26 protein-coding genes and 1 tRNA gene are annotated in these 21,565 nt (G+C 39.6%); 9 read left to right on the top strand and 18 right to left on the bottom strand.

Features of this window, described 5'->3' with window-relative positions; genetic code table 11:
• Positions 1 to 25: 25 nt before the first annotated feature.
• The 3 genes from Q7A53_RS07590 to Q7A53_RS07580 all read right to left on the bottom strand — a co-directional run bounded on the left by Q7A53_RS07590 (position 26) and on the right by Q7A53_RS07580 (position 2,551).
• On the bottom strand, positions 26 to 625 hold the full coding sequence (locus tag Q7A53_RS07590; RefSeq protein ID WP_411788542.1) for a pyroglutamyl-peptidase I: 600 nt from the start codon (positions 623 to 625) through the stop codon (positions 26 to 28).
• Positions 626 to 934: 309 nt separating this feature from the next.
• Positions 935 to 1,117 (bottom strand): YjzC family protein, encoded by a 183-nt coding sequence (locus Q7A53_RS07585; RefSeq protein WP_411788541.1) that lies wholly within the window; start codon positions 1,115 to 1,117, stop codon positions 935 to 937.
• A 474-nt stretch (positions 1,118 to 1,591) separates the two neighbouring features.
• The gene (locus Q7A53_RS07580) at positions 1,592 to 2,551 is read right to left on the bottom strand and encodes an ATP-dependent 6-phosphofructokinase (RefSeq protein WP_411788540.1); all 960 of its coding nucleotides are present in this window, start codon (positions 2,549 to 2,551) and stop codon (positions 1,592 to 1,594) included.
• A 434-nt stretch (positions 2,552 to 2,985) separates the two neighbouring features.
• On the opposite strand from Q7A53_RS07580, the gene Q7A53_RS07575 reads away from it, so the two are divergent.
• The gene (locus Q7A53_RS07575) at positions 2,986 to 3,282 is read left to right on the top strand and encodes a hypothetical protein (RefSeq protein ID WP_411788539.1); all 297 of its coding nucleotides are present in this window, start codon (positions 2,986 to 2,988) and stop codon (positions 3,280 to 3,282) included.
• 170 nt (positions 3,283 to 3,452) lie between these two features.
• Here the strand turns inward: Q7A53_RS07575 and Q7A53_RS07570 are convergent, their stop codons facing one another.
• Together Q7A53_RS07570 and Q7A53_RS07565 are read right to left on the bottom strand one after the other, a co-directional pair.
• Complete coding sequence (locus tag Q7A53_RS07570) at positions 3,453 to 3,638, bottom strand: hypothetical protein (RefSeq protein WP_411788538.1); 186 nt, start codon at positions 3,636 to 3,638, stop codon at positions 3,453 to 3,455.
• A gap of 191 nt (positions 3,639 to 3,829) precedes the next feature.
• Positions 3,830 to 4,105 carry a hypothetical protein gene (locus tag Q7A53_RS07565; RefSeq protein ID WP_411788537.1) on the bottom strand — a complete coding sequence of 92 codons (276 nt, stop codon included), beginning with the start codon at positions 4,103 to 4,105 and terminating at the stop codon, positions 3,830 to 3,832.
• Between the two features lie 268 nt (positions 4,106 to 4,373).
• On the opposite strand from Q7A53_RS07565, the gene Q7A53_RS07560 reads away from it, so the two are divergent.
• The gene (locus Q7A53_RS07560; protein ID WP_411788536.1) at positions 4,374 to 5,099 is read left to right on the top strand and encodes a hypothetical protein; all 726 of its coding nucleotides are present in this window, start codon (positions 4,374 to 4,376) and stop codon (positions 5,097 to 5,099) included.
• A gap of 473 nt (positions 5,100 to 5,572) precedes the next feature.
• On the opposite strand, the gene Q7A53_RS07555 is transcribed toward Q7A53_RS07560, so the two are convergent.
• Together Q7A53_RS07555 and Q7A53_RS07550 are read right to left on the bottom strand one after the other, a co-directional pair.
• Complete coding sequence (locus Q7A53_RS07555) at positions 5,573 to 6,277, bottom strand: hypothetical protein (protein ID WP_411788535.1); 705 nt, start codon at positions 6,275 to 6,277, stop codon at positions 5,573 to 5,575.
• Positions 6,278 to 6,602: 325 nt separating this feature from the next.
• Positions 6,603 to 6,675: transfer RNA gene (locus tag Q7A53_RS07550), tRNA-Val, on the bottom strand.
• Positions 6,676 to 6,932: 257 nt separating this feature from the next.
• Between Q7A53_RS07550 and Q7A53_RS07545 the strand changes: the two genes are divergently transcribed.
• From Q7A53_RS07545 to Q7A53_RS07530, 4 genes are all read left to right on the top strand, one after another.
• Positions 6,933 to 7,658, top strand: coding sequence for an alpha/beta hydrolase (locus Q7A53_RS07545; RefSeq protein ID WP_411788534.1), 726 nt, complete (start codon positions 6,933 to 6,935; stop codon positions 7,656 to 7,658).
• Positions 7,659 to 7,702: 44 nt separating this feature from the next.
• Positions 7,703 to 8,224 carry a YjcG family protein gene (locus Q7A53_RS07540; protein WP_411788533.1) on the top strand — a complete coding sequence of 174 codons (522 nt, stop codon included), beginning with the start codon at positions 7,703 to 7,705 and terminating at the stop codon, positions 8,222 to 8,224.
• A 2-nt stretch (positions 8,225 to 8,226) separates the two neighbouring features.
• Positions 8,227 to 8,652, top strand: coding sequence for a GNAT family N-acetyltransferase (locus Q7A53_RS07535; RefSeq protein ID WP_411788532.1), 426 nt, complete (start codon positions 8,227 to 8,229; stop codon positions 8,650 to 8,652).
• Positions 8,653 to 8,746: 94 nt separating this feature from the next.
• Positions 8,747 to 9,421 (top strand): YetF domain-containing protein, encoded by a 675-nt coding sequence (locus Q7A53_RS07530; RefSeq protein ID WP_411788531.1) that lies wholly within the window; start codon positions 8,747 to 8,749, stop codon positions 9,419 to 9,421.
• On the opposite strand, the gene Q7A53_RS07525 is transcribed toward Q7A53_RS07530, so the two are convergent.
• From Q7A53_RS07525 to Q7A53_RS07505, 5 genes are all read right to left on the bottom strand, one after another.
• Positions 9,418 to 10,323, bottom strand: coding sequence for an MBL fold metallo-hydrolase (locus tag Q7A53_RS07525; protein WP_411788530.1), 906 nt, complete (start codon positions 10,321 to 10,323; stop codon positions 9,418 to 9,420). The two genes, Q7A53_RS07530 and Q7A53_RS07525, sit on opposite strands and share 4 nt — an antisense overlap.
• A 24-nt stretch (positions 10,324 to 10,347) precedes the next feature.
• Positions 10,348 to 10,644, bottom strand: a complete 297-nt coding sequence (locus Q7A53_RS07520; RefSeq protein ID WP_411788529.1) for a hypothetical protein — start codon at positions 10,642 to 10,644, stop codon at positions 10,348 to 10,350.
• Positions 10,645 to 10,704: 60 nt separating this feature from the next.
• Positions 10,705 to 10,920 (bottom strand): hypothetical protein, encoded by a 216-nt coding sequence (locus Q7A53_RS07515; RefSeq protein WP_411788528.1) that lies wholly within the window; start codon positions 10,918 to 10,920, stop codon positions 10,705 to 10,707.
• Positions 10,917 to 11,249, bottom strand: a complete 333-nt coding sequence (locus Q7A53_RS07510; protein ID WP_411788527.1) for a DUF1360 domain-containing protein — start codon at positions 11,247 to 11,249, stop codon at positions 10,917 to 10,919. Before Q7A53_RS07510 ends, Q7A53_RS07515 begins: the two co-directional genes overlap by 4 nt.
• A gap of 63 nt (positions 11,250 to 11,312) precedes the next feature.
• Positions 11,313 to 11,531, bottom strand: coding sequence for a hypothetical protein (locus Q7A53_RS07505; protein WP_411788526.1), 219 nt, complete (start codon positions 11,529 to 11,531; stop codon positions 11,313 to 11,315).
• Positions 11,532 to 11,722: 191 nt separating this feature from the next.
• Here Q7A53_RS07505 and Q7A53_RS07500 point away from each other — a divergent pair, with 191 nt between their 5' ends.
• Complete coding sequence (locus tag Q7A53_RS07500) at positions 11,723 to 12,223, top strand: CotY/CotZ family spore coat protein (protein ID WP_411788525.1); 501 nt, start codon at positions 11,723 to 11,725, stop codon at positions 12,221 to 12,223.
• A gap of 45 nt (positions 12,224 to 12,268) precedes the next feature.
• Here the strand turns inward: Q7A53_RS07500 and Q7A53_RS07495 are convergent, their stop codons facing one another.
• The 4 genes from Q7A53_RS07495 to mgtE form a co-directional block, all read right to left on the bottom strand.
• Entirely contained in the window at positions 12,269 to 12,790 is a 522-nt protein-coding gene (locus Q7A53_RS07495; RefSeq protein ID WP_411788524.1) for a CotO family spore coat protein, read from the bottom strand.
• Between the two features lie 413 nt (positions 12,791 to 13,203).
• Positions 13,204 to 13,980: an enoyl-ACP reductase FabI gene (gene fabI / locus Q7A53_RS07490; RefSeq protein ID WP_411788523.1), complete on the bottom strand. Its 777-nt coding sequence runs from the start codon at positions 13,978 to 13,980 to the stop codon at positions 13,204 to 13,206.
• A gap of 173 nt (positions 13,981 to 14,153) precedes the next feature.
• Positions 14,154 to 16,013, bottom strand: coding sequence for a cation:proton antiporter domain-containing protein (locus tag Q7A53_RS07485; protein WP_411788522.1), 1,860 nt, complete (start codon positions 16,011 to 16,013; stop codon positions 14,154 to 14,156).
• A gap of 16 nt (positions 16,014 to 16,029) precedes the next feature.
• Complete coding sequence (gene mgtE / locus Q7A53_RS07480) at positions 16,030 to 17,394, bottom strand: magnesium transporter (protein WP_411788521.1); 1,365 nt, start codon at positions 17,392 to 17,394, stop codon at positions 16,030 to 16,032.
• Between the two features lie 187 nt (positions 17,395 to 17,581).
• Between mgtE and Q7A53_RS07475 the strand changes: the two genes are divergently transcribed.
• Positions 17,582 to 18,754 (top strand): FtsW/RodA/SpoVE family cell cycle protein, encoded by a 1,173-nt coding sequence (locus Q7A53_RS07475; RefSeq protein ID WP_411788520.1) that lies wholly within the window; start codon positions 17,582 to 17,584, stop codon positions 18,752 to 18,754.
• A gap of 355 nt (positions 18,755 to 19,109) precedes the next feature.
• Positions 19,110 to 19,844 carry a bis(5'-nucleosyl)-tetraphosphatase PrpE gene (gene prpE, locus Q7A53_RS07470; RefSeq protein ID WP_411788519.1) on the top strand — a complete coding sequence of 245 codons (735 nt, stop codon included), beginning with the start codon at positions 19,110 to 19,112 and terminating at the stop codon, positions 19,842 to 19,844.
• A 31-nt stretch (positions 19,845 to 19,875) separates the two neighbouring features.
• Here prpE and Q7A53_RS07465 read toward each other — a convergent pair whose 3' ends face one another.
• Positions 19,876 to 20,745: an RluA family pseudouridine synthase gene (locus Q7A53_RS07465; RefSeq protein WP_411788518.1), complete on the bottom strand. Its 870-nt coding sequence runs from the start codon at positions 20,743 to 20,745 to the stop codon at positions 19,876 to 19,878.
• Positions 20,745 to 21,551, bottom strand: coding sequence for an NAD kinase (locus Q7A53_RS07460; RefSeq protein ID WP_411788517.1), 807 nt, complete (start codon positions 21,549 to 21,551; stop codon positions 20,745 to 20,747). Before Q7A53_RS07460 ends, Q7A53_RS07465 begins: the two co-directional genes overlap by 1 nt.
• Between the last annotated feature and the right edge of the window lie 14 nt (positions 21,552 to 21,565).

Genomic DNA, 21,565 nt, shown 5'->3' with positions numbered 1-21,565 from the left:
GCACCATTCCTACAGAATGGCCGCGTCACAAGGTGTGGATCACAAGAGTAAGGGCATCATGTAAATCTTTCTGTGACCAGCTTGGAAGATTTACGTGTTCAATGGCTAACTGATGTGAAGCTGGAATGTGAATAAATCCGGCAGGAACCTGCTTATGGTTCTTATAGTAAAAATACAGAAGTTGATACATTACATGGTTGCACAGATAAGTCCCGGCGGTATTAGAAATCCGAGAAGGAAAACCGTTGCTGTTCAACGTCTCTTTCAATTTCTGAATTGGTAACGTTGAAAAGAGTCCATCCGGCCCATCCTTAATAATGGTTTCTCCCCTGGGTTGATAATGATCATTATCTCTTTCGCCGTCATTACAATTAATGGCGATCCGTTCAGGAGTAATAGCCGTTCTTCCTCCAGCGAGGCCAAGGGAGAGGACAGTATCAGGATTAGTCTCTTCCAACAGTTTAACGAGCTGTTCTCCAGATTTTTGAAAATCTACAGGTAGAACTTTGCCTATAATACAATACTGATGAATGACTTGCCCGTCTAAATCTTCGGCAATTTGCATCGTTGGGTTGATCGGGAAGTCAAGAAAAGGTTCGAATCCTGTAAGCAATAGCTTTTTCATGAATAATCCACTCCTATTCGTTCGTTTATTAGGACCGTTAACAAGTGAGTAATCTAAAAAAATATCAAACTATTTCAAAAGAAAGTACTCACACTAATGTAAGTACTTTCTTTTGAAATAGTTTATTTAATTGTTTACCTACGCATATATTCAAGAATTTTCTTTATTTCAATTTTCTCAAAGGGAACGCCTTTCTCATTAGAAATTTTCTCCTTGACTCTTTCTATAATTAAATCCTCTTCCACTTCTGGAATCCAATCAATGTTTAAACTCTCTACAACTCTAAAAAGTTCTGGTCGAGTTCCTTAATTAAAAACCCCTCACCCAGTAAGCAGGTTCCTTCGATATTGGAGAAGGTGGCAGTTTCTCACCTTGATCAACCTTAACCTTGATATTATCTTCCTTTGATGGTGCTCCATTCATTAGACTCTCTAGCTTGTATATTCCTGATTTAGGGGCTTCATCACCGGTCTGATACCTTCTATCGTCCATAATGCTTCACCTCCATGAATTACTTGAGTTGGAATGTGTTACATTAACTAAATACCCGGCTTTTAATCCACTATAACTGAATTCACCTAAATGTAATTCAAATGTAAAAAAATTCAATTAATTTTAAAGGTGTACTATTTCATCTAATATATTTGGAAAGAAAAATAAGAGATGATACGCCCCCAGGCATTGGGTTCAAGTCCAATCGGTTCCTCTTGCTCCCTCTTTTAAAATCCAGCTGCCAAGGGGACTTAATTCTCCTTCTAATCAGAGCCAATCTGGGCCACTTGAAACAGAACTGAACACCTCTTGCACTTTAATTTTTATAGAAAAAAGCCACTCAGGATCCCTGAATGGCACTTTTCTCCTTATTTATCTAACCGGCATAATTTTACAGCTAATTATCTGAAACGCCAATATTAATAAGATACGTTCAAGACGAAGGAAAATTTCTTTTATAATTGCAGTTATTCTTTATAAAGACAACCTTTCTGATAAATCATACATCTCATCATCAATTAGAGACGCTTGAGAGAAGATTTCCTTAAAGTTCATACTTACCGGTTTATTATTCCTTATCTGCACCACTTTACCAAATTTATGATTAATCAAAAGATCTATGGCATATGCTCCAAGTCTGCTTGCAAGCACTCGATCTCTTGCCGAAGGGGCACCTCCGCGCTGGGTATGACCAAGGACAGTTAATCGAGAATCAATTCCGGCATCTTGTTTTAATTTAACGGTGAGATCGTTCCCACTTACAGTTCCTTCGGCTACTATTATGATACTATATCTCTTTTCACGTCCTTCACCGCGTTTGATCCGCTCCACTATTCCCTCTACATCTTCTTTCTTTTCAGGAATTAATATATTCTCAGCACCGCCGGCCAGTCCGGACCATAGGGCTAGAATACCAGTGTCTTTTCCCATCACTTCTATAATTGAAGTTTTTTCATGGGAAGAAGCGGTGTCGCGAATCCGGTCAATGTAATCAATAACAGTGTTTAGAGCAGTATCAAATCCAATCGATTCTTCCACTCCCGGGATATTATTATCAATCACAGCAGGGATACCCACGCATGGAAAATTCTTTTCCGATAAAGATTCTGCCGTTTTCATCGCCTCTCTCCCACCAATGACAATAAGGGCATCGATTTCGAGTTCTTTCATATTATCAATCGCTTTTTCTTGACCTGCGTCAGTAGAGATATCTTCACTCATATAAGACTGCAGGATTGTCCCTCCACGCTGAATAATTGAACCAACAGAGCCAGCGCGCATTTTTTCTATGTTTTTATCTAATAATCCTTGAAAACCATATTTGACCCCAATCATTTCTTTTCCATAATATAAGCCGGATCGCACTACAGCCCGGATAGCTGCATTCATTCCCGGTGCGTCTCCCCCACTAGTTAAGACACCAATTCTATTCATAGTTACCACTCTCTTTCTTTTCCAAAATCACTGATTGCTATTTTATACTTAATATACTGATGTAACAAGGGAAAGCCGAATTTAGAATAATATCACCCAAACAATAGTAGCCTAATGACTAATTTATGAAGACAAGATCTCTCGAAAATAATTCAGACGACTGTTACCCGGAAATGGATGGCGTCTCAAAGTTTGATGTTATGAAACGCAGGTGTCTAACGACGGAAAATGGAGGCACATCACAGGAAGGGAAATGTGCCTCATTATTGCGATAAGAAGGGAATGAAGAAGCTGGTACACCTATTCGATGAACCTTTTCATAAATACGCAATCTTCAAATGCTTGCACTCTTCCTATGTTATAATGGAAAAATAATCCTTTTGGTCGCCATGGTTTTATATCACACGGAAAAATAATGAGTTAGGAGGATGAGTATGAAAAAAGCAAATACTATTTTTTTGATCCTATCAGGGTTGTTGATACTCCAAAACTTTCTAATTTCCATCGGTGGAGTTGTGATGAGCAATGAACGTACTATAGCCATTCTCATGCTGGGGTTAATTCCATTACTCATATGGCTTGCTGTGCTGGTTTTGTCTAAGAAAGGGTATGTATCTGTCACGCTTCCCGTTTATGCCGTGTTGACTGGGCTGTTCGGAATTCATTTTTACCTTTTAACCACAGATCTGTCCTACGGATTCCGTAAAATCTTAGAATTATTTGGAGCGTAAAAAAAGCGTCATGAATGATAGGCCGCTCTTCCTATTTAAAAGAATTCAGCAACCATCCTTAATTTCACTGAAAACTGGCAGTCATGGTCGTCTGCCCTTAAATTGTAAGAACAATAGTTAGGAAACAAAGGTTACGCTTCTATGTAAGTCCGCAAAGTAATTTAGAATGATTAGCCATCCTCATTTCCATCATTATAAAAGAATTCAATCCCTATCGTAGTGATTACGGCCAATATTAAGCCAAACACCATACCATTTAACTCAAGACTGTATGTGTTTTTCATAACTTGAGACAAACAATAAACTAACAAAAGCACACTCAAAACACGAACCACCTGTAAAATATACTTCGTCAATGTACCCCCGCCTCCTTTATGTAAATGTTCTCATAACCGCTGAACCAGAACAATGGTTATGAATTTCAGGTTAATGGGTTGGAGGTACAGATGCTTCTGAATTCCCTATTACTGCTGGTATTTTCATGAAGCCTTCTTTTAGTCGATACTGCTTCAACTTTTCTGCAATTCTCTACACAAAAAAGCCCCTATTAGGGGCGAGGATTATAGTCTTTCAACCTGTAACCTAACTCTTTAACTAAATGTTCCTCAGTTAAGTAAATTATAAATTGGTTCCAGTTTAAAAAGTCACTATTTGTTTGAATATATTTGTCTAGAGCAGAATCTTCTATGAACCGCAAATGATTTATACTTTCCATAAGATCAATAGGAAGTCCACGTTCAAATTCGTCCACATTATTCCACTTAGTATGAGTGACAAGAAAAGAAGTTGAAATAAGTTGATGTAATTCCTTAGAGCATTCCATTCACATTACACCTCTAATTCGACTTTGTTCGACACCTATACCTTTCTATTCCCTTAATTAGTGAAGCTCACTCCCCTTTTCTCCTTTAATAAAACTTTCCATTTATAAATGACCTTACAATTCTTCATTTCCTTTTCTTGATTGCTGAAAAGATGGATTTTTGGTTTACGCACATCGCGCTTAGTGAACTTTATAATTAAGTTACTTCCAACAGAGCAGCCTCTTTGGAAAAACTAAAATATATTTCTTTACTAAGGTGGAATAGACTATGAACTTAAAGAATTTGGTCATCGCAGCGTTCTTTATAAGTGCCGTCCTATCTGGCTGCAGTTCAAACTCAGAAGTATCTGATGATACGGAGGCCAATCAAAGTGAAACAAATGACCAGGCAAGCGAAGTGAATGATACTGGGAATGATGAGTCACTAGAGAATACTGAGTCCAAAGATCATACACAGGTAGATAATGAAGATGGTAATTCAGATGAAGATACAAGCGACAATACTGCTGATTCTTCACCTAACAAGAATTCAAGTGATAGCACGGAAGACGGTATAGAAAGACACTCATTTAACAGCGCAAAAGAAGCAACCAATTATATCAAGGATTACCGCACGGTAGAACAGACCAACGTCGACCTAGGTCATGGGATTCAGGCTTCTCAGGATGCAGGAGCAGGCCACCAATATATCGTCTGGAACGAAGGAAATTGGTTAATTAAGATAGATTATCCAAATAATCCTCAAAATGCACCTGAGAAATATCCAGACAATATGGACCTCGCTACTACTATTGTTGACTATTTAGAAAATCATTATCTGCCTGCTCCTAAGGATAAAGGAGTAATTAAAATCCGTGGGTTTAAAGACTCGCCTCAGACGTTAATACAGTGGCAGAAAGATCAATTCGTTTATGTAATTGAATCGAATAAAAATAATCCAATGGAAACAATTAAAAAAGCGGTTGATTCTGGAAAAGAACTTAAGAACCAATAAGCCGGGGAACGGCAAATAGATATTTGTTTATTATTAGGTTCGAGCTTATGTAAACAGCTCTTAGTGAAGGAGTTGAATTTGTGCCCAAGCCACTTAATTACCTATTAATATATATGGTGTTTGCAGTCATTTTCACTGTTTCCTTTTGGTTTCCAAGTAAAATTACTCAGTTCCTAGGAATGGTGCTGGCGTTCGGAATTTTAACATTTTCTGTTTATGTTGTGAGAAACAGGTGAGTGAAACAGCAAATAAACTTTATAGTGAAATCTTTTGTCCCCTACTAAAGATCTAATGATCATATGGATTATAAGGAATTGACGCAGGGATCCTGGTTATGTCCATCATTTAAATAGTGCTGGAGAGGGGATTAGCTGTGAATAGTAATAATATAAAAAGGATTCCGATCGTGTTTAGCCTTTGATCGGAATCCTTTTGCATTGGACTAATTTATTTTCTTTATTCGGGAAGTTTGTTTAAAATTGTAAATCTGATTCTTTTCCAGTTAACACATTTTTAAACATGTTTGTTCTTTTACTGTTACTCGCCTTAAATATTCCATATCCATTTCCGATAACAGTGTAGATATCATCAGCTTGTTTAACCAAAATCACAGTATAGTCTTTTCTGGTTTTCATCCTAAAATCATGATCAGAAACATATGAAATATACTCGGTTTCTTTTTGTTTACTGGTTAATTTGTCTAACTCCATTTTTTGAATAGTTCCTTTATCCAGAGACTTTTCTAACTTAGATATTTTTATATCTCCACCATTGATATAGATCGTCTTTTCTCCAGACATAGGATTACCTGAAATAGTGTCGTTTACTTCAACTTGAATTGGAGTGAATGGATCCTGTGAATAAAACTTACCTTTTTTAGGAAGAATTTCTGCTTCACCAATTGAAAGAACTTTTAATTGGACAACTGAAGTTAATCCTTTGATAAGTAAGTTTTCAGGTACTGTAGGATCCTTTACCCAACTGTTTTCAATTTCGGAAGTTCCGTAAATATCTTTAGATGTGATTTCTTTGCTCTTTTCGGTCTTCTCTTCAGTAACTACATTATTCTGCTTTTCTGCTTGAACAACAGTTTTGGTATCATGATTTCCTATGTACCAAGATAACATTCCTACAAAACTTATACTTAGTAAACCTGCCATTAATTTTTTGCTATTCATTCTTTACTCCCCTCCGTTATTTAATATTCTGCATTTAAAACTGAATTGGCATCACTTATCAAACCTATAGGTTAACCAAGGTACTCATGCGAAATTTCTGAGGGATTAGGACAATCTGATGTACGGATCACGATGGATACGTAGGATCATGCTTTAACATCATTAGTCCAAGAAGCAGTCAGCAAAATGGATGATGTATTTTATAGCCGGAAAGAAAGTGAAAATTAAATTTGGTCAATAATTGGTACACCTTCAAGAAAACAAAAAGAAATGACGCGGCCTCTCCTCTGCTGAGAAACCGCGCCATTCCGGCACTTAGTATGGATGATTCCGATTGGGCTCGAACCAACGACCTCCACCCTGTCAAGGTGGCGCTCTCCCAGCTGAGCTACGGAATCATGGGTATGTAGTTCGTTCGTCCGTTTGAATTGGACAAATATTAATATACAATGGATTTAGAGCAATGTCAACGATAGATTAATATTTTGTGTGGTTTTTGTAAACATCGTTACTTTGCTCATAATTCTTAAGTTCCTAAGAGCGATCTTTTCTACTTTTTTGACAATTGTATGATAAAATGGATATGGTAAGTTTATATTGATTCAGACGCGGGAATTTCTTTAGAAACTTCCTTGCTTAATAGGAGGTGGTCTAATTGGGCAGAGATGGCACCATGACTGACTATACAATTGATAGTAAATACTTAAATGAGACAATGAAGCTGAAAGTGTATACCCCTAAAAATTTCTCCCCTTTGTATAAGTACCACTTCTGTATCATGCAGGATGGTAACGATTATTTTCAAATGGGTCGTGCAGCGACGCTCAGTGATCAGCTGCATGAACAACAGGAAATTGAAAATACAATTTTCATTGGGATACATTATAATGATAAGTATGACCGTCAGGATAAATATCATCCAGATGGGAAGAAACAAGGCGATTACGTGAATTTCCTCATTCGTGAAGTCGTCCCTTTTCTAGATGAAAAGCTGCCTGGCTACCATATGGGAAGGGGAAGAACATTAGTTGGAGATTCCCTTGCAGGCACGCTTGCCCTAATGACAGCGGTCAAATTTCCAAATGTATTCGGAAACGTAATTATGCAGAGTCCTTATGTAGATGAACATGTGTTGGAAGTTGTCCGTTCTACTAAAGACTTATCTTCTCTCACGGTTTACCATACAATTGGAAATCAGGAGTCAGATGTAGAAACTACCGAGGGTGCCAGAAAGAATTTTCTTGAGCCAAACCGGGAGCTGAAAGACTTCCTTGAAAAACAGCCGATTTCCTATACCTTTCACGAATTAGATGGGAACCACACTTGGAAGTACTGGCAGCAGGATTTCAAGCGGGCATTGACCACAGTGTTCGGTGACTAAACACATACTTTTATAAAACAATAGATCCAGGAGGGAACATGCAAATGAGATACGGGATAGCAGTATTTCCATCGAAAAAAATCCAAGATGTAGCTAATTCTTACAGAAAACGTTATGACCCCCATTACGCCCTTATTCCGCCACATATTACTCTTAAAGAGCCTTTTGAAGCGGAAGAAGATGAAATTAATGGGAAAATCATTCCAGAATTGAAAGAAGTTGCGTCAGTCACGGAACCTTTTTCAATTGGCATTTTCAAAGTAAGTACTTTTTCACCTGTGACGAATACGATCTATCTAAAAGTCGAGAATTCTGATGAAATTTCTAATTTAAACAACAGGCTTCATTCTGATAAATTACCAGGTGAAATGGAATTCTCCTTTGTTCCGCATATCACGATTGCGCAAAAGCTTTCTGACGATGAATTTTCAGATGTCTATGGAAGTTTGAGTATGGGCAAATTCGATCTTCACGATCACATCGATCGTTTCCAGCTTCTTTACCAACTGGAAAACGGAGCATGGAGTGTTTATGAAACCTTTCGTCTTGGAGAAAAGACACTATAACTATGCGAATTGAATTAGTTGAAAATGACCGGCAGAAACAAGACGCCTTTCAAGTAAGGCGTCTCGTTTTTATTGAAGAACAGAATGTCCCAGAAGATCGTGAACACGATGAGTTTGATGAAACGGCACTCCATTTGGTAGGGTATTTACATGAAAAACCGGTGGCTGCAGCCAGAATTCAATTTAAAGATGATTATGGAAAGTTAGAACGGATCTGTGTCTTAAAAAGTGAACGCGGATCATCCTATGGCCGCCAGCTCATTCAATACATGGAAGATGTAATTAGTTCAAAATCATGCAGCAAAGTAAAGTTAAATTCTCAAACCCATGCGGAAGGCTTTTATAAACTGCTAGGCTATCAGACAATTTCAGATTCATTTATAGATGCAGGCATTCCGCATGTAACGATGATGAAAGATCTGCATTAACAACCTGTCCCATCACGGACAGGTTTTTTTGTATAAAAAAGTACCTGGCTGACCAAAATGGAGAAAAGCATATACAAATCGGGGACGTGAAGGTATGGATTATTTACGAATATTGGTGGAAATCTTATTTGGCTTTTTGGCTCTCTTCTTATTAACCAAATTTCTTGGAAAAACACAGATCACACAAATTACGGCCTTTGACTTTATTTCAGCTCTCGTGCTAGGTGAATTAGTGGGAAATGCCTTGTATGATAATGAAATTGGAATATTGAAGGTGGGATTTTCTGTTATCGTCTGGGGTGTATTGATTTACACTACAGAGATCCTTACGGAGAAATTCAAAGGAACTCGTGCGTTATTAGAAGGAAAACCATCTCTCATTATTCATAAGGGGAAGATTAACCGAGATGCCTTAAAGCAGTGTAACTTAGATATTAACCAAATGCAGCATTTACTACGGGCCAAAGATGTATTCTCCATTCAGGATGTAGAATACGCTGTCCTTGAAACTGATGGGACGGTATCCGTTATGAAGAAACCCGCTCAGCAGAATGCGACCAAAGCAGACTTAAACATCCCGCTTAAGCCAGTTCCCCTGCCTATGACCTTAATTAGCGATGGGGAAATTCTTAAAGATAACTTAAAAGAAACAGGTTATGATGAAAGCTGGCTGACTCAGCAGCTGAAATTTCAGGAAATTAATGAAGTTAATCAAGTATTATATGCAGAATACAAAGAAGGAGAACCGTTGTTTGTGCTCCCCTTCTAATCCTCCGGTTCTGGGTAAAAACACCAGCGGTACTGTTCAATTTTATCCGATATAACACCCTGACTCTTTAAAGCAAGCACATAGGCTGTACATGCAGTGCGATACAATAGAAATTGTGCGAGTCTATCAGCAGGGACTTGGTAAAAACGGCACATTTCTCCAATGGTTTGTTCTAATGAGATGCCGTCAGGATATTCCCTTATATATTCAGTCAGCCATGTTAATAAATTTTGATGATAGTCAATATTTGCTTGTACCGAATTCTGAAATTCTTCTTCATAAATCCCATGTCCGGGTACTGCCCCGCTCACATCTAATTGCAATAATATACGGAGACTATCCAATGTTTTATTTACATCAGTGACGAAAGGAATCCCGTGCTTCGATAGAATTTCCGGCCCAAAATAAGCGTCTGCTGCGAACAATACTCGTTCATAACTTAAGGCAAGCTGATGATAGCTGTGACCTGGAAGAAGATAAGCCTTAAGCAATAACTCGCCTGCTTGAAATTCTCCTTCAGTAATTAGCTCGTCCACTTGAAGGGGTGAACCCTGGAGAAACTTGTTCTGTACTTCACTGAAGGGATCATTGCCACCCAGCAAGTAAAGCGGTTCTAGAAGCGGATATTTCATAATTGCCTCTTCTAAAACAGGGGCCAGCGTATAAACGGAGTAATTAGATTGTATATATTGTGCGCCTCCATAATGATCTGTATGAGCATGAGTAATAAAAAGGTGAGTTAAAGGAAGATCCCTGGTATGAAGCTCTTTCAGAACCTTTTTGCTGGTGGATTTATCTATACCTGTATCCACCAGCATTCCGGTGTTCCCGTTCGTTATATATCCGATATTAACGCTGCTATGATAATAATAGCAGTGCTGATTGATTTGCTGAAAAGACATAAATAAGTACTCCTTTAGCTGTTTTTAAATAGATTCGCTAAAGTTTTCTCCTTTTCCTGTCATTTTTGAAAATACTTTTTCCTCACCAGTGGTTCTCCGGGTTTGAGGGGAAAGGTGAAAGTGTTCTGGAGTAAAAACGGAAGAGGTGAACTGCTGGTAATCTTTGCGATCCTCTTCCCTCCTTTTATTTCTTTGCTGCAATTTAGTGTCAAGAGTTGCTTTGAATACATGGTTTAATTCAAAAGGAGAACGTGCAGTTTGAGTAGTTCTTTTATGATAATCATGGTATTGATGATGTGTGATCGGCAAAATGTATCCCATATTTATCTCCTCCTTAACTACTTCTTACCCCGCGGTGAAAGAAAAAAACCTTATTATAGGCTATTCAAAGAACTTTTCTATCTTTCCCATTTGCTTGTTAAGAAATTTCTCCATCTCGTTTATCCGCTTGTTAAACCTATTTTCCCAGGAGTTAAAGTCAGATTCCCAGCCATTAAATTTTTTCTCAGGCTGCTTGATGATCCCGCCCATTTTACTTCTTTCTTCATGAATCTCCTGAAGGATTTGATGGAGCGGCTTAGGTTTAGGTTTGCTCACAGGTATCTCCGGCTTAGTCCATAAATAATGGATTGAATACCAGCTACGGCTAATAGAATATTCAGCAAATATCCATAAGGAATAAATATATAAATACTCAGCATAAGTAAAGCTGACCAAACCCCTACACACCAGTGACAGCTAAGGCCTTCCCCTATCCATCCATTAGGCTCAATCCATTCTTCCTGCTCTCCCCGTTCGTTTGTATGGGAAGTAATTTTCATAAATGGTTTACGAAGCCATTCCATTATTAAATCATCTACAATTAACCGCGTAAATCTGAAGCTTGCTAAGGAAAGCACGAGTAGTTCTATCCAGCTCAAGTTCATTCTTTCTCCTCCTTTATGTACAAAATGACCACTACTCAGAGGTAGTGGTCATTCGTTCACAGGTTAAATCCAGGAAAATCCACCACGGTTATTGTTATTGGATTCATCATTATTATGGGAAGAACTGCTCTCTTCAGCTTCGTTTCTTCTGCGTGGACCTCCAAAGAAAGGATCTACCCGATCATGACCCTCATGCCGTTGGGGCTCAATAACAACATTATCCGCTTTTATAACAAGGTCTTTTACATAGATGACCTTTTTCTTATCATGATTTTCAGACATTTGTTTCATCTCCTTATTAAAAGTCACTGTTACTCTATGGTGATTTGCCTTGGTTAGTATAGTCATTCGCCCATTAAAAGATAAAAACTTCCGGAATTTAAGAAAGATGACAAATGCCCACACCGACCCTCCCCCTAGACATATTCTAATAAAGACATTACGTCAAAACGTTTGGGAAGGGGAAATATTCAATGAGTTGTGGTAAAAATTTCGATTCAGGTAGCTGTGTAATCGACATTTTAAGAGACATCGTTGACGCTCAAAACGATGTAATAACTGACTGTATGACAAGTTGCGAACAGTCAATCGCAGATTTATTAGGAGATACTGGAGGAGGTTCAGGACTTGATACTGTTCCTGTTATCCTTTACTGCAAAGGAACTTGCAAACCTTTTAAAGGCTTCGGCTCCAGAAAATTCGATGACTATTGCAATGTTAAAGGAAGCTTTTTCTTCCGAGTCAAATCAGTGGACGACAATGGCTGTGCAATTGTAGAGCTATTGCTATCAGAGCGTCATCATGACCTTGAGGATTCATCTTCAGAGTCTAATGACAGCCGTCATAGAAACTATGATCCTGAGTCACCAGCAGACCAGAACTGCAACAATCTTCAAGCATCCGGTATCTGCATCACTGTTGACCTTAACTGCTTCTGTCATGTGACATGTCTTCCAGCAGTTGCAGCCTTATAATCACAAGAAAAAAACCGCGCTAGTTGAAGCGCGGTTTTTTTAATTTTAAAATCCAATCAAACGAATATCCTGAATTTCGGTAAATGGAATCTCTCTTTGAAACGGCCGCTGAAACACTTTCATGTATACAATTCCATCTTCATACTTATTAATGTATCCCCGATACTGTTCTTCTTCTGTAGAAACTTCACATTTCATTTTTGGCAGATGCGGCGGCAAATTAAAGAAATAATTCACTTTCCCCTCAATACTCATATCGCGAAACCGCTGCCTTCTTTCTCCAGGTGTTTCTGATTTTTCTTGTCCTGTTTCTTCCTGACCTTCATTAACCTGATTCTCATTTTCTCCTGCCTCTGCTGCCTGTTTTTGTACAGGCTCTTCTGAAATCTTCCCTTTGTTTCGATGGCGGATTTCTTTTTCGATTGATGAAGTTCCTGCTTTTTCTCCCGTATTACTGCTCTGCTTTTTCCCTCTGAAACTCGTCTGCATGGTCACTTCCGCGGGCTTTAGTGCGGGCTGAGTAATATAGAGCATAGGCGGCTTTGCCAGTTGTTTCTTATTCACCATATTGATCTCTCCTTTTCTCAGTCGGTCATCATCTTATGTATATGCCCAGTTTGTAGTCCATGTTCCCTTTAATGAGAAATTCTCAAATTGTGATAGTTCCAGAAAGGTTCTTAACAAATCCCTTAACGAATACGGAGTAAAACACTGAGTTTTTTGCTATTAATATTAAGATTAGTTTTTAACATTAAATGAACTCGAAAGAAGTGAAGCAGAGTCTTCATCCTTCAATGATCACAACAAAAAACCCGAACCATTTGATTCGGGTTTAATAATTAAATTTTGAAACAGTCTACCTACTACCCCTGTCCTGCATGTAGTCTGCTTGTATTCTTTTCTATTTCGCCTTCAAATGGCTTAAAGCAAGGATCTCAACCGACTCATGGACAGGGCAAACGTCTTGGCGATAATCCCTATTAATAAGCTACGATACTAAATCCACCATCCACATGGATGACTTCCCCAGTCACCCCTCTGGATAAATCACTCATTAAATAATAGGCTGTATCTCCGACTTCTTCCTGTGTAACAGGACGATGAAGAGGAGCGCGGCGTTCGATTTCTTCGATCACTTTATTAAAGTCCGAAACACCTTTCGCAGACAATGTGCGGATCGGACCTGCAGAAATGGCGTTCACTCTGATGTTGTGCTTTCCAAGATCATTTGCTAAGTATTTCATACTAGCATCAAGACTGGCTTTAGCAACTCCCATAATATTATAATTCTCTACCACCTGTTCACCGCCAAGATAGGTCATAGTCAGAATACTTCCACCTTCACCCATCAAAGGCTGGGCCGCTCTCGCAACAGCTGTTAAGGAATATGAACTAATATTATGTGCCGTTAAGAATCCATCACGGCTGGTATTTAGAAATTCACCTTTTAATTCTTCACGATTAGCAAAAGCAATACAATGGGCAAGACCGTGAATTACTCCGACGTCTTGCTGAATTTGCTCAAAGGTATGGATAATCGCTTCATCATTGGTAACATCGCATTCATAGAATAATGATTCTTGACCTTCTAAAGTACCGGCAAGTTCCTTTACAGATTTACCAAAGCGTTCAGAAGCATAAGTGAATATTAACCGGGCACCAGCTTCATGCAGGGACCGCGCAATTCCCCAGGCAATACTTCGTTTATTCGCTACACCCATGACCACATAAGTACGTCCTTCTAATGATAAGTTCATTCCATTCCTCCTTGAATTTTGTATACTTTACTAATGATCAGTACCTGCTGTCATTTTATATGAAACGCTTCCAAAATACAATTTAAGGTACCAATGTAAAAAAAGAAAACCCGAACCATTGCTGTCCGGGTCTTCTAAAGAATATATTTCTATTTATATCAGGACCTTAACAGCTAATACCACTCGCAGTATTCCAGCTGCATCCTAAGTTCATCTACATACTCTGTAGAACCCGTCACGATTAAGCGGTCATTCATCATTAATTGAGTATCTCCATGAGGCACAATCGATTCATTCCCTCTGAAGATACGTACCATAATCACATCTCCGGTAAATGGAAACTCTTTAATATACATGCCGTCGTAGGAAGAGTTATTCATATTGATCTGATAAAGGGCACTATCTTGCTGTGTAAAAATGTCCACCACATTGGGTGCTTCAATCATGGCTTTGAGTAACGCTTTGGAAGATAAGAATACTGAAAACACACTGATGTCGTGATCTTTCATTTCTTGATCGAGTTCAGAAGATTCTACCCTAACAATCACATGCTCTACGCCTTCTGCTTTGGCAAATTTAGCAATTTCTGCATTTTTATGTTCTTCCCCCGTAGAAGCGACCAGAATATCCACGTCAAAGACCCCTAATTCCTTCATCTCTTCAACCTGGTAACCATTTAGCTCTCTTATATCAAAACAAGACCGGCTGATCTTTTCATCTACACTATCTAACTTCGTGTGGTAAAGATGGGTTTCAAATAAATGAGCATCCAGCTCGCGTACGACGGGCAAAGTCATTCGGTTCGAACCAATAAAGGAGACGACCTGCTTATGATCCTCCTCTTCAAAGCGTCCATAAAGTTTTTTAAACACAATTGGAGCAGCTATACAAGTTAGGACTGCCACAAGCACGAGTGCGCCTTCCATTTGCTTATCAATCATTCCCTCTCTTTCTCCTATGGTAGCAGCTGCAATCACTAAAGAAAGCGTGGAAGTTAAGAGAAATCCTGCACTCATAACAGTCTTCATGTCATACCATTTTCTTAATAGAAAAGCAGGGAAAATTTTTGACACTAATAAAGCGATAAATAATAACGGAATAAGCACAACCACCCTGGAATCCGTAAATAAATTCCATATATCAATGTCCACGCCTACCATTACAAAAAAGATTGGGATTAGAAATCCATATCCAAAGCTGTCCAGTTTTTTCACCATATCAGGGTCTGGTGATAATAAGGAAACTAAAGTCCCGGCCAGGAACGCCCCCAAAATGTTTTCAGCTCCTACAGTTTCTGAAAGAGCAACCAGCACAATAATGAGAGTAAATACAGCTCTTGTATCAATGTGAATCGTTCCTTTAGCCATTGTTTCCAAATAAGACTGATGTCTGAACTGCTTGCCTACAAAATATAAGAGCACCCCAGCTCCAAATAATACGAGTAATAACCAAGTATTGCCCCCATCTTCTCCGTACAGAGATACAAACACTGCAAGTAGAATCATCGTAGCCAGGTCAGCTATAACAGCAACCAGCAGGATTGTCTGCCCTATTGATGTTTTCATCATTTGAGCATCTTTCAGTGTTGGAACGACGACACCTAAAGAGATGGTAGATATAATCAGGGTCATCAAAAACGCATTATCAATAAAGCCTGCTAGAACGAATAATTGAGATAAGCCTAACGATAAGACAAAAATGCCGCAGAATATGAGAAGGGCCACAACTACGGGATTAGGCGACCCTTTCTCTTCCTGCTTAGACTGCTTTCGTTTCTTGCGTCCAAATATAGAAAAGTCAATTTCCAATCCACTTAAAAACATGAGAAAAATAAATCCCAGTGTCGAGAGAATCTCCAGCCAGCTTCCTGGATGGACTACATCAAACCCACTTTTACCAATAATGAGACCGATAATAATTTCAGCAACTACGACCGGTATGATCGTTAGTTTCAAGCGGTGCAATAGAATGGGGGTGATAAATGCTGCGAGTATTACTATAACGAGAGAGGTAACAGAAGCACTATGCTCCATAGTCAACCTCCTTTCCCTAAATCAATAAGTTCATGAAAGCAGTTGCCATTCCAAAATAAATGAGAATCGAAATAATATCGTTGATCGTTGTTATAAAAGGTCCGGAAGCAACGGCTGGATCAATGTTAAACTTATGCATTAAGAGAGGAACGAGAGAACCTGCCAATGTTGCGACTACCAGAGTTAATGCAACAGACAGACCTACCAATAATCCAAGATATATATTATTCTGCCACAGTGCAACGACTCCGGTGATTAACACTCCGCAAGAAATGCCAGTGATCAATCCCGTTGCCGCTTCCCTAAGAATCAATTTCCATTTCCCTTGTTTATCAATTTCCCCTGTTGCAATACCTCGTACAGCAACGGCAAGAGCCTGAGTACCTGTATTTCCTGCCATACCTGCAATTAATGGGATGAATATCGCCAAGATAGCAACTTTATCTAAAGTCTCTTCAAAACGGCCGATCAAACTGGCAGTAAAACTCCCTAGAAACAAGAGGATAATCAGCCAGGGCAGTCTTTTCTTAGCAGATTGAATAGCATTTTCATCCGCACTCTCAACATCAGAAATACCGGCAAGTTTGGAATAGTCGTCACTTGCTTCTTCTTCCATAACGTCCATAATATCATCTACAGTGATAATACCAAGTAAATGATGCTGAAAATCCAAGACGGGCAAGGCAAGAAAGTCATAGTCGCGCATCATGCGTGCAATTTCTTCCTGGTCTTCTCCTACTGAAACAGACACGACACGTTCACTCATTACATCCGAAATTAACCACTCTTCTTCAGAAATAATGAGATCTCTTAATGAAATAACACCGACTAATCTTTTATCTTCATCAATCACGTAAGTATAGTAAATAGTCTCTGCATCCGGGGCTTCTTTTCTTAAGTGAAGCATAGCTTCTCGAATAGTCATTGCCTCTTTAACCACAACAAATTCGGTGGTCATAATGGATCCTGCAGTTTTCTCTTCATAGTGAAGAAGGTCTTTTATTTCATCTGCAGCATCATCATCCATGATCGTTAAGAAACTCGCTACCTTATCTTTATCTAATTCATTCAGGATATCCACCGCGTCATCGGTCGACATTTCAGCAAAGACCTGGGCTGCAAAACGGGGATCCATTTCAGCAAAGAAAGGTTCGATTTCTTCATAATCTATATGTTCCATGACGTCCGCAATTTCTTGTGGAGATAAATACGTATAAATTTGCAAACGGACGTCAGCATCCATTTCTTCAAAAATACGAGCCTGATCGTATGGGTGCAATTCAAGAAATTCAGCTCGGAATTGATCAATATGATCATTAAATAGAGCATCCTGAATGGTTTCCCACATTTGTTTTCGTTCATGATCTTCTAAATGTTCCATCAGCCTTCCCTCCTTTGGAGAAACAGGTTTTTCAACCGTTTAATCTTAATTGGGCAGTTCATGTTTGTCAATTAAAGTTTTTCTTTTTTATTAATTGGTCACAGTTACTTAAAAAAGCAACAGGAATGATGTAAACTTACAATTATAACCGTAGTTTAACAGATTGCTGCAGAGAAAGGGAACAAACATGAATGAAAACCAACAAACATCACCGATAGACTTTACAATAATACTCGTTGTCTTAGCTTTTGGTGCCATCAGCTGCTTTACCTTATATACAATCAATCCGATATTAGGAGCCGCTGACCAAGGCGTCTATGTGAAACAAATCGTATGGTACATAATAGGCGGGGCAGGAGCAGGAGTGGTCATGCTTCTGGATTATGACCGTCTTCATCAAATCGTCTGGGTCCTTTACGGGTTTGGGGTTATCATGCTTCTGATGATCTTTTTTAATTTCCCGCCTTCCATCGTCCATGAATCAGGCGGGGCAGTGAGCTGGTTTAAGCTTCCTGGAGGAGTCACCGTTCAGCCCTCTGAATTTATGAAAGTCTTTTTAGTCGTAACACTTGCTCACATAATCGTCCGGCACAATGAAAAAAATGCTGCGAAAACCATTAAAACGGACTTCTACCTTTTAGGAAAAATCGTTCTCATTTCAATTGTTCCTATGGGACTTGTAGCTGTCCAGCCTGACTTGGGAACTTTTCTAGTTCTTGCTTCCATAACTGGCTTTATGACATTAGTCTCCGGCATTCAATGGAAAATCATCTTATCCATTTTGGGATTCTTCGTTCTATTAGTAGCTGGTGTCACACTGATGTTCTATATCGACTTCACTCAAGTTACTACCTTTATGGAAGAATCCATCTTTGCTCACGTAGATTCAAGATTTTACGGTTGGCTGCAGCCAGAAAAGAATGAACAGGGAGCTGGTTTACAGTTAATTAAAGCAATTACCGCAATTGGGTCCGGCCAATTAATAGGTAAAGGTGTCGGGAATTTAGAAGTAGCTGTACCTGAACGTCACACCGACATGATCTTTACCGCCGTTTCCGAGCAATTCGGATTTGTCGGTTCAAGCATAGTCGTCACATTATTTTTCTTATTAATTTATCGAATGGTGCAAGTAGCTATGGAGAGTAACGACTCGTTTGGCAGCTATTTGATTGTCGGAATCGTTGCTATGATTACTTTCCAAGTATTTCAAAACATTGGAATGTCCCTGCAGCTATTACCAATTACCGGCCTGCCGCTTCCATTCCTCAGCTATGGAGGAAGCTCGACACTCGCCTATCTACTAACCATAGGTATCGTACTCAACGTCAAATCAAGAACACGAACCTATATGTTTGAGTAGTTACCAAAAGCGAAGAGGAGCGCTTAGATCCTCCGGGCTAAGCTAGCAGCTGCAAGAGGGGCGAATTTCCCCCTCTGGAAGTTGATAGCTTAGAACCGCGTGGATCTGCGACTCGCAGCTGGATGATCCAAAAGCGAAGAGGAGCGCTTAGATCCTCCGGGCTAAGCTAGCAGCTGCAAGAGGGGCGAATTTCCCCCTCTGGAAGTTGATAGCTTAGAACCGCGTGGATCTGCGACTCGCAGCTGGATGATCCAAAAGCGAAGAGGAGCTTTTAGATCCTCAAGGCAAGAATACAGATTAGAAACGGTGGGGATGCTTAATAAATCTTCACCATTTTTGATTGAGGAGAATGACTATGAAATTCGATATTATTGGTGATGTCCATGGGTGTTTAACAGAACTCAAATCATTATTTACTAAATTAGATTATGCGTGGCAAAACGACCTTCCTGTCCATTCGGATGGACGTGTTCCAGTTTTTGTTGGAGATATAACGGATAGAGGTCCGGAATCAATTGAAACCATTCGAATGGTGTATAAATTAGTTGTGAAAGAAAAGCTGGGATTGTACGTACCCGGGAACCACTGTAATAAGCTGTATCGATATTTTTTGGGCAACCCTGTAAAGGAGAGGCATGGACTGGAAACAACCATAGAAGAATACAAGCAATTAACTCAACCTGAACAAGTAGATGTTAAACAACAATTTATGGAGCTGATAGAATCTTCCCCTCTTTATCACTTGCTCCCTGAAGCGAATGCTGTAGTCGCACATGCGGGAATTCGTGAAATTGATATCGGCAAAACCAATAAACAGGTAGCTTCGTTTGTGTTATACGGAGACATCACAGGGGAAACACTTCCGGATGGCCGCCCGGTGAGAAGAGATTGGGCTCAAGACTATAATGGAGACAAATGGATTGTTTACGGGCACACGCCCGTCCACGAACCAAGATTTGTGAATAAGACAGTCAATATCGATACCGGCTGTGTATTTGGAAATAAACTCACCGCCTTCCGCCTTCCTGAAGAAGAAATTGTTAGTGTTCCCTCTACAATGCCTTATATCGAAGACAAATTCAGATACTAAAAAACCAGCCTTTCTAGAAAAAGCTGGTTTTTTAGTATTGCCAGTTATCAGGAATCGGAAGAGAAAAGGTAAGAAATTCGCTGGTAAAAGGGTGTTTGAAATCCACTCTGCAGCAATGGAGAGCCTGCCCCGTTAACCAGGGGGAAGGTTTCCCTCCATAAAGGGTATCTCCGAATAGTGGATGACCGATGTGACTCATATGAACACGAATTTGATGGGTCCTCCCCGTCAATAAAGATAATTCAACCAGTGTCCTGTCTTTACCGGTTTGAATGATCCTATAATCCGTTTCAGCAGGTCTTCCTTCAGGCTGAACTTCCCGTTCGATAATAGAACCACGTTTTCTCCCAATCGGAGCACTAATCCGTCCACTTTCTTCACTGAACATCCCTTCGGCAAGCGCCACGTACTGACGTTTCAGATCGGTGTGCTCCGACAAAAGGGCGTGGCCGTATTGATGCTTGGAAACCACCATTAACCCGCTCGTATCTCGATCAAGCCGGGTAACAATATGGACCGCTGAAGAAATATTATGCTGATCGTAATAATAAGCCAGTCCATTAGCAATCGTTCCACTTGGATGCTGTACACTTGGAGATACCGCTATCCCTGCTTGTTTATTCACTACGATGAAATCCTCATCTTCATAAATTATTGACAGCGGCAGATCTTCAGGAAGGATCCGGGCTGATCTTCGTTCTTCAGGAAAGATTACCTTAAGCTTTCCACCTGTTTCTAAAGATTTATGAAGCCTAACCTGCTTACCGTCTAAGTAAACAGCCCCGGACTCCTTCACCTTTTTGAAAAATTGGCGCGAAAAACGTGCTTCTTGTTTCAGAAATTCTCTAACCGCCATTCCATTGCTGTGCTCTTGAATGACCCATTGTCTCTCGGTCCGCATTAATGGGAGTACTCATCAGAAACGAACGAATCGTGAACTCTCTTCCAAAATGGAAAAGGACGGAACCTGGCAAAGCGGACTTTCTCACTAGATACCCGGCACTGAATCGATTTCACATCCTTATACGTCCTCGTAATGTGATCAATTGTTATGAGAAAGCTTCGGTCATTTAATGGTTTGAGCAAACAGGTGTGATGGCTTGGCAGAATTAAAGGTGAACCAATTGTTCGGAACACACGGTTATTAATAGATGCCATTTCTGCAATCTGGATCGCTTCTAATGAGGGGTGAAGAATCGCTCCTCCCAATGCCTTATTATAGGCAGTGCTTCCAGAAGGGGTGGAAATACAGAGACCGTCCCCGCGGAAGGTCTCAAAGTGGTCCCCTTTTATCTCTATGTCAAATACGACTGATCCTTCAGAAGTTTTAATGGTGCATTCATTTAAAGCAAGATAGCTGTCTTCTTCTGCCCCATCCTGAGGTCTGATTATGACTTCTAGAAGGGGATATTCCACCACTTGAAAAGGAGTTTTGGCAATTTCAATAATAAGTTTTTCCAGCTCTTCCGGCATCCAGTCTGCATAAAATCCCAGGTGACCAGTATGAATGCCAATAAATGCGGTTTTGTCAAGTCTGTGGACGTAAGTATGAAAAGCCTCCAGTAATGTTCCGTCCCCTCCCACAGAAATGGCGAGATCCGGTTCTTCCTCGCTGTATTCTAATTTAAATTCAGTTAAATAATTTTTAATTTTAGAACGGATTTCATTCGATTTTTGATCACCTTTTGACAAAATCGAGAACTTCATAGGGCTTTTCAACT

Origin of the sequence: Halobacillus rhizosphaerae, assembly GCF_046719735.1 — a bacterium.
GTDB lineage: Bacteria > Bacillota > Bacilli > Bacillales > Halobacillaceae > Halobacillus_B > Halobacillus_B rhizosphaerae.
Note: the sequence above shows the minus strand (reverse complement) of the source record. Positions and strands in the feature narration are given on the sequence as shown.

What these genes read in the sequence shown, in the direction of transcription:
- Q7A53_RS07560 (WP_411788536.1), top strand. Translation starts at nt 4,374, where the DNA reads ATGAACTTAAAGAATTTGGTCATCGCAGCGTTCTTTATAAGTGCCGTC.
- Q7A53_RS07495 (WP_411788524.1), bottom strand. Translation starts at nt 12,790, where the DNA reads ATGGTGAATAAGAAACAACTGGCAAAGCCGCCTATGCTCTATATTACT.
- Q7A53_RS07460 (WP_411788517.1), bottom strand. Translation starts at nt 21,551, where the DNA reads ATGAAGTTCTCGATTTTGTCAAAAGGTGATCAAAAATCGAATGAAATC.
- prpE (WP_411788519.1), top strand. Translation starts at nt 19,110, where the DNA reads ATGAAATTCGATATTATTGGTGATGTCCATGGGTGTTTAACAGAACTC.
- Q7A53_RS07575 (WP_411788539.1), top strand. Translation starts at nt 2,986, where the DNA reads ATGAAAAAAGCAAATACTATTTTTTTGATCCTATCAGGGTTGTTGATA.
- Q7A53_RS07590 (WP_411788542.1), bottom strand. Translation starts at nt 625, where the DNA reads ATGAAAAAGCTATTGCTTACAGGATTCGAACCTTTTCTTGACTTCCCG.
- mgtE (WP_411788521.1), bottom strand. Translation starts at nt 17,394, where the DNA reads ATGGAACATTTAGAAGATCATGAACGAAAACAAATGTGGGAAACCATT.
- Q7A53_RS07555 (WP_411788535.1), bottom strand. Translation starts at nt 6,277, where the DNA reads ATGAATAGCAAAAAATTAATGGCAGGTTTACTAAGTATAAGTTTTGTA.
- Q7A53_RS07580 (WP_411788540.1), bottom strand. Translation starts at nt 2,551, where the DNA reads ATGAATAGAATTGGTGTCTTAACTAGTGGGGGAGACGCACCGGGAATG.
- Q7A53_RS07485 (WP_411788522.1), bottom strand. Translation starts at nt 16,013, where the DNA reads ATGGAGCATAGTGCTTCTGTTACCTCTCTCGTTATAGTAATACTCGCA.
- fabI (WP_411788523.1), bottom strand. Translation starts at nt 13,980, where the DNA reads ATGAACTTATCATTAGAAGGACGTACTTATGTGGTCATGGGTGTAGCG.
- Q7A53_RS07500 (WP_411788525.1), top strand. Translation starts at nt 11,723, where the DNA reads ATGAGTTGTGGTAAAAATTTCGATTCAGGTAGCTGTGTAATCGACATT.
- Q7A53_RS07565 (WP_411788537.1), bottom strand. Translation starts at nt 4,105, where the DNA reads ATGGAATGCTCTAAGGAATTACATCAACTTATTTCAACTTCTTTTCTT.
- Q7A53_RS07520 (WP_411788529.1), bottom strand. Translation starts at nt 10,644, where the DNA reads ATGGGATACATTTTGCCGATCACACATCATCAATACCATGATTATCAT.
- Q7A53_RS07510 (WP_411788527.1), bottom strand. Translation starts at nt 11,249, where the DNA reads ATGAACTTGAGCTGGATAGAACTACTCGTGCTTTCCTTAGCAAGCTTC.
- Q7A53_RS07465 (WP_411788518.1), bottom strand. Translation starts at nt 20,745, where the DNA reads ATGCGGACCGAGAGACAATGGGTCATTCAAGAGCACAGCAATGGAATG.
- Q7A53_RS07505 (WP_411788526.1), bottom strand. Translation starts at nt 11,531, where the DNA reads ATGTCTGAAAATCATGATAAGAAAAAGGTCATCTATGTAAAAGACCTT.
- Q7A53_RS07530 (WP_411788531.1), top strand. Translation starts at nt 8,747, where the DNA reads ATGGATTATTTACGAATATTGGTGGAAATCTTATTTGGCTTTTTGGCT.
- Q7A53_RS07535 (WP_411788532.1), top strand. Translation starts at nt 8,227, where the DNA reads ATGCGAATTGAATTAGTTGAAAATGACCGGCAGAAACAAGACGCCTTT.
- Q7A53_RS07475 (WP_411788520.1), top strand. Translation starts at nt 17,582, where the DNA reads ATGAATGAAAACCAACAAACATCACCGATAGACTTTACAATAATACTC.
- Q7A53_RS07540 (WP_411788533.1), top strand. Translation starts at nt 7,703, where the DNA reads ATGAGATACGGGATAGCAGTATTTCCATCGAAAAAAATCCAAGATGTA.
- Q7A53_RS07525 (WP_411788530.1), bottom strand. Translation starts at nt 10,323, where the DNA reads ATGTCTTTTCAGCAAATCAATCAGCACTGCTATTATTATCATAGCAGC.
- Q7A53_RS07585 (WP_411788541.1), bottom strand. Translation starts at nt 1,117, where the DNA reads ATGGACGATAGAAGGTATCAGACCGGTGATGAAGCCCCTAAATCAGGA.